1 protein-coding gene and 1 pseudogene are annotated in these 512 nt (G+C 64.1%); one reads left to right on the top strand and one right to left on the bottom strand.

Annotated features, from left to right (window positions below; genetic code table 11):
* Window positions 1–300 (bottom strand): annotated as a pseudogene (locus tag TR36_RS14470) (radical SAM protein); the annotation flags it as partial.
* Between the two features lie 30 nt (window positions 301–330).
* Between TR36_RS14470 and TR36_RS14475 the strand changes: the two are divergent.
* The coding region (locus TR36_RS14475) for a hypothetical protein (RefSeq protein WP_202814460.1) at window positions 331–512 on the top strand (182 nt) is incomplete at its 3' end.

The raw sequence follows: 512 nt of genomic DNA on the forward strand, positions 1-512 counted from the left end.
ATAGCGAATCCGTTCCAGCCCGTCCACGCGGGCCAGTTCGCGTACCAGCCTGGCCAGCGTCCAGTCCCCCCCGTGATAGGCATTCACGTTCTGACCCAACAGGGTAATGTCCTTCACCCCGCGTTCCACCAGATCACGGGCCTCGGCAATCAGGCGTTCGGGCGGGCGGCTCACTTCGGCCCCGCGGGTATAAGGCACCACACAGAACGCGCAGAACTTGTCACACCCCTCCTGCACGGTCAGAAAGGCGGTCGGGCCGCGCAGGGCCTTGCGCTTGGGCAGGTGGTCGAATTTGTCCTCGGCCACGGGCATCCATCCGCCCACAGGGGAATGAACATCATGGCAGGGGCGGATATGCAGGACACGACGTTCGTGCGCGACAAACGGGCCTCGTTGCTCTTGCTGCTGGCGGCGCAGGTGCTGGCGATGAGCGTGTGGTTTTCTTCGGCTGCGGCCATTGCCGATATCAAGCTGACCTATCAGATCAGCCCCGTGGCCGAGGCGCTGCTGAC

The organism is Falsirhodobacter sp. alg1 (genome assembly GCF_000739715.2).
Taxonomy (GTDB): Bacteria; Pseudomonadota; Alphaproteobacteria; order Rhodobacterales; family Rhodobacteraceae; genus Falsirhodobacter.